The 5099-nt window shown below is 61.9% G+C and carries 5 protein-coding genes; 3 read left to right on the top strand and 2 right to left on the bottom strand.

From position 1 onward, the window contains the following. The coding region (locus tag SKA58_RS20330; protein ID WP_232209387.1) for a hypothetical protein at window positions 1-856 on the top strand (856 nt) is incomplete at its 5' end. Between the two features lie 92 nt (window positions 857-948). On the opposite strand, the gene SKA58_RS08680 is transcribed toward SKA58_RS20330, so the two are convergent. Beyond that, window positions 949-1629, bottom strand: a complete 681-nt coding sequence (locus SKA58_RS08680) for a hypothetical protein (RefSeq protein WP_156784158.1) — start codon at window positions 1627-1629, stop codon at window positions 949-951. 206 nt (window positions 1630-1835) lie between these two features. Between SKA58_RS08680 and SKA58_RS08675 the strand changes: the two genes are divergently transcribed. Both SKA58_RS08675 and SKA58_RS08670 read left to right on the top strand, forming a co-directional pair. Next, entirely contained in the window at window positions 1836-2471 is a 636-nt protein-coding gene (locus SKA58_RS08675) for a DUF2026 family protein (RefSeq protein ID WP_156784157.1), read from the top strand. An 87-nt stretch (window positions 2472-2558) separates the two neighbouring features. Continuing rightward, window positions 2559-3398 carry a hypothetical protein gene (locus SKA58_RS08670; RefSeq protein ID WP_232209386.1) on the top strand — a complete coding sequence of 280 codons (840 nt, stop codon included), beginning with the start codon at window positions 2559-2561 and terminating at the stop codon, window positions 3396-3398. A gap of 552 nt (window positions 3399-3950) precedes the next feature. Here SKA58_RS08670 and SKA58_RS08665 read toward each other — a convergent pair. Next, complete coding sequence (locus SKA58_RS08665; protein ID WP_156784156.1) at window positions 3951-4970, bottom strand: extracellular catalytic domain type 1 short-chain-length polyhydroxyalkanoate depolymerase; 1020 nt, start codon at window positions 4968-4970, stop codon at window positions 3951-3953. Between the last annotated feature and the right edge of the window lie 129 nt (window positions 4971-5099).

The raw sequence follows: 5099 nt of genomic DNA, 5'->3' as shown, positions 1-5099 counted from the left end.
TGATCGGCTCGGTGCGCTCGGCTTGCGACTCCCCTTTGTTCGCCCGCATATCGGGGCATGCATCCGTGCGCTGCGCGTGATAGTCGGCGAACATTGGCGCGCTGGGACTTTGTCGCAGGTCGAATTTGACCTGCTGCTCCATCGACTCGACGGCGGTCCGCTCTTGCCGCCCCGCACTAGCGTGTCGGCAAGGCCCGCGGATTTAGACTGGCCGACGTTGCCTGACCAGCGCTGGAGTGCACGCGCCGAGGATTGGCTGCAGGCGGAGGGTATCCAACGTTTGACTAGCTCCGAACGAGTAGTTGGTGAATGGGCACGCTTCGCGGCGCTGGAATCGCACTCACTGTTCAGCGAGGGGCTGCTCGTCGTCCGGGGTGTGAGGATCGGCACCACTGATGATCTAGATGGAGCGATCGGCCAACTTCCCAAGCTTTTCTGGTCTTGTGGAGGTATAGTTGACGTCGAGCTTAATACCCCCCCACCGATGGTGAGAAACTTGCGAGTGTCGCTAGTCGGCGAGCGATCCGAAATCCTGATGTTCGACCCCGTTTTCGCTAAGAGCCTGGGCTGGCAGCACTCGCGAGGTGATCCCTTCGTTTTTCTAAACCAAGACGGTCACGTCATGGCGGCAACGCGATTTTGGCGCGACGGTTGGCAACAGGAAATGGCGCATAACGACGCGCGCTGGGCCGAGGGGCAACGGGTTGAGCTAAGTGAGGCAGGCCTTGCTCAACTGAGAAGCCATGGCAACCTCCCCGAGTTGCAGATCCTCCGATGGCGCGACTTGAGAGCTCACCACACCAAGGAACAGGGCAGTTCCAGCTGGAGAAGCGGAGCACCACCGGCTAGCACCTGAATGTATGGCAGCTTTCAACGAGCTAATCCGGCACTGAGAATGGCCGCTATCGCGGCGGCTCAGGCCGTAGCTACCGGCTTCCGGGTCGCGGTTCAAGATGTCGCTCCGAAGCGGTGATAATCCTCTTCATTTCCCCGGCCCGCCGGTTGCCCGGTGATCTTGCCCCAGGCGCGCCCGATCGCTTCGGCGAGATGCTGCGGTAGGATTCGATCAGCATCGGGTCGCGAATGCAAAGACATAAAGCTGTTTCCCCACCGCCGATAAGGCTCGGGCGCCGCGAGGGGGGGGTCGACCAGGAAGAGTTGATCGATGGACCGGCACCGATTGTCACGCATCGCGTCTCCCACAAGGGCCACGATCGAATGCCGATCCAGCCGAAAAGGCGGGGTGATCAGGGCCAGCAGCCCCATCGCCTCTGGCCGACCCAGCGCAGCCTTCGTCGCTTTGAGCTGCGTGTTCGCGGCTTTCGCCTCGGCCAAGACCCTTTTTCCAGCGATCCGCAGCGTGTTCATGGCGATCGCGTACGGTAGATCATGCAACTTCACCGTCACAGTGCCGAATATCACAGGTGCTCCCATATGCGTGTGGCGCGAAAACATCTCTCCAACCGCCTCCGACGTCTCGTCCGATGCCGCCCGATCCGTGGTGAGCGACTTGACCTCGACGATCACATTGTCCGCCGGGAACAGGATATCCGCGATCTTGCCCGTATAGCCGGGCGCCGCATGACTCTCGATCGGCTCGCCGCCCGCGGCGGTGAGCACCGACACCATCAGGTCATGCTGGTTCATTCGGCCTTCGCCTTCTTCCCGCGCGGCTTTCCCCCCGAAAGCTGCGATCGAACAGCCCCACGAAAGGACGCTCATCCTTTTCATTCGCACGCCGGAATCGGCGCCCCAATTCGATATAGTCTCCTGCCATGTCCGCGATATAATCGCCGTCCTGTCCGCATCCAATATTGCCGCGACGCCGGAGGCCCATGAGTAGATTTCTATTGCCGCTCACCGAATATAATCGTGTCTATCAAGTGGTTCATGGCGTCCTGCTGGGCATTCCCGAGGCAAACGCCGAGAAAGCCTGCACCTTCTTCGCGACCTTCGGCGCCTATGTCCTGAACCGAGAATATGGCATCGACGCGCGGGTCGTAGCCGGAGCCTTCAGCTTCGCCATGAGCGACGCCGACGAGATCGCCTTTTTCGGCAGGATCGAGAAGGACCAGTTGGTCTCGGCGGATGACGCCTTCCACATGTGGGTCCAGACTAAAACTCATGTTTTCGACTTCATGGCCCCCATCTATCGGGAGGCATTCGCCGCCAGGCCCGGCGCGGCCCCGCTGCCACGCAAGATGATGCAGAGGCGCCTAGAGGACGAGGCGCCCAGCCTCGACGCACTGCGCCAGGCCGGCGACTTTCGTTACTATCCCAATCCCGATCTCACCCAGGAGCTGGCTGACCATTTCTTCGACCGCCAGCTCAACGCTGACCTGCTTAACGTCGCGACTGCATGGTACGGAAAGCGGCGCGCGCGCCAGGCGCCGACCTTCGCGATGGCCGACGAAAAGGGGACGGTGACGCATCTCGCGCTCGCGAACACAACCGCGAATGGCGCTTGGTAGAGACGGGTGCGCGCCCTTGCCTGGCCCCTTGCGACCCGTGACGGTCCGAGATTGTCCGGCCGAACAATGAGCAGCGAGTGGATGGAGATGATCCTGGACGAGACGGAACTTTGCTTCGGAGAGGTCCACTACGAGAAGAGGCTCGTCTTCTTCTTCGATATCCTGGGCTGGAAGAATGAGATCGACACCGCCGGAGAGGATCCACGCCATATCGGCAGGCTCGCGTCAGCGGTCCGGATGTTCAATGCCACTGCGGCACAGGTCGGCGATGCAGGGGCGCGCATAACGACCTTCTCCGACAATGTGGTCTTCAGCAAGCCGTTCGAGCCGGGCGACGTGCACTGGCTCCTGCAGAGCCTGGCGATCACCCAGCTTGGCCTTGCAGTCCATGGGTTCTGGATGCGCGGCGGCGTCACCATCGGCAACCTCTATCATGACGAGCATATTGTCTTTGGCCCGGCGCTCAACCGCGCCTATCATCTGGAAAGCAAGCTGGCCCAATTCCCTCGGGTCCTGCTCGATCCGCTGGCGATGGAGGCCCCGATCGGCACCGATTTCATTAGCCTGGGCGAAGAACAGTTCCTAGATCCGTTCAGCCCAAGATTCTGGGATCGAATTCAGCGAGAGCTGCCCATCCAGCAGCAAACGCTTGATCGGTTCAACGAGCTCTCCGGAGCAAAAATCCAAAGCCAGCCGGTGATGGTCAGCGGCGGCACGGCTTTGTCGAGCGTCGCGAACCGTCTCAGCATGGAACTGACGAGCACCGAAGATCCCAAGGTCTGGATGAAGCTCGGATGGCTATTCGATCGCGTCGTCCGCGCGTTGGGCGGCCAGGCCAAGGCCGATATGCTTCCCAAGACCCCCGGGTTGATTGCGGCGCTGGCAGTGGCATCCGCCAAATTCGAGGGCATCGCGCCGCAAGCCTAGGGACCGGGCCAGCGCGTCTGGCGCCCGACGACCGAGATCTCGGCGAGTGCAGACCGCGGCATCGATTCGGTCAAACGGGAGCTTCAAATCTGCCCTCTTGCCTAACACCGGACACGCAGGAGATGGCTCAGAGGGCGCCGATCAGAGAATCCGTAATGCCGATGAACGAAAGACTGCTTTCGGGAGCGGGATTCGCCCCGCGAACGTCGGTTTGTCGGCGGCTGCAGACCATTCAAGCAAGGCGAACTCAGTAGGCGAGCGGTTGGAAATTGCCCGGATCGGCCCAACGAGGTAGGGTGGCTTTGTCCAATCGCGGCCCGCCAGCGAGCCACGTTTAAGCTTCAAACCCGATTTACGCAAAGGGAGTGGGGCCACTGTATGGGGCCCAATTTTTTGCTGCACCGCAGCATTTAGTTCGATTACAAATCGTTAGGGAAGGCTTGCGATTCCCCTCACCGCTCCAATCTCACGGTTTCTTTCGGAAGCGCCAGCGCGGCGGACCTGCGGTGTCTAGTGGCCGATCGCTGCCGGTTTATGGAGGCGGGGAGCAGGTCAGACGCCCCGTCTGCGAGCGAGAAAGAAGCGCAGCATCTCGCGCGATGCATCCGGTCCGGCAGGATCGGTATGCGACCCCAGCGGACTGCCGCCCGACCAGCCATGGCCGCTGCCGTGGACGATCCATTCCTCTAACAAGGCGCTTCCCGCTCGACCCTGAAAGACACGGCGCGTGAAGGCGCGGCCGCCGTCGGACGTGCCCGTTACGGTCCGCAGCGTGAGCGGTCCCATGGCGGCGCGTTCCAGATTATGCAGGAAGCCTCCGGCATTGGACGGGTGTACCACCTTGTCCTGATCGCCGTGAAAGACGATGGTGGGCAATTGCCGCGGGAGCTTGCCCGTTGGCCGCGCGCCCCCCTTGCCTTGCATGGCCGTCAGCGCCGATCGCAGGGTCTGGATATCTCCCACGGCAACGCCGGAATGGACGCCGATCGCGACATATAACCGAGGATAGGCGGCGCCGATGATCGCCGCGGCCGCGCCGCCCGCCGATATGCCGGCAATATAGATGCGGGCAGGATTAGCGTTGCAAAGGCCGATGACGTGGCGCGTCAGCGAAGCGATCATGCCGGCTTCACCAGCGCCTGCACTTTGATTTTCGGGTGTGTGCCAATTCCAGCAGCGCGCGAAATTGGCCTTCTGCGACTGTTCGGGATAGAGCACCAGCACGCCAAGCTCGTCGGCGAGCTGGTTCGTGCGCGTGCCTGTCGCAAAGTCTTCCGCCGTCTGGGTGCAGCCGTGCAGCATGACGAGCAGCGGCATGCGACGCCGGGACGAGCCGACCGGAGTGTAAAGACGGTAGGCGATGACGCCATATCGGCTCTTATGCTTGGCGGTGATAAAACTGCCTGGGATCGGCCGCGTTTCCTGAGGGCCAGGCTGCGGCTTGGACCGCTTGCGAACGCGCGCCGAAGCGGCGGGCTTGAACAGGTCCTGCAACGCCAAAGCTGCTGAAATCGGGCGCCGCTTCTGCGCCAGCCGTGTCGCCTTGCGCCATGTCTTGAACATGTCGGCCATGCTGTCCCCCTTTGCGCCTGTCGGCATCCAACCATAACGTCAGTGGCGGAACAACGATCCGGCCTTGTCTAGCCGACCTGACGCTTGGCGAGCTTGCGCGCGAGCGTGCGGCGATGCATGCCCAGGCGC

Origin of the sequence: Sphingomonas sp. SKA58, from assembly GCF_000153545.1 — a bacterium.
In the GTDB taxonomy this organism is placed as follows: domain Bacteria; phylum Pseudomonadota; class Alphaproteobacteria; order Sphingomonadales; family Sphingomonadaceae; genus Sphingobium; species Sphingobium soli.
Note: the sequence above shows the minus strand (reverse complement) of the source record. Positions and strands in the feature narration are given on the sequence as shown.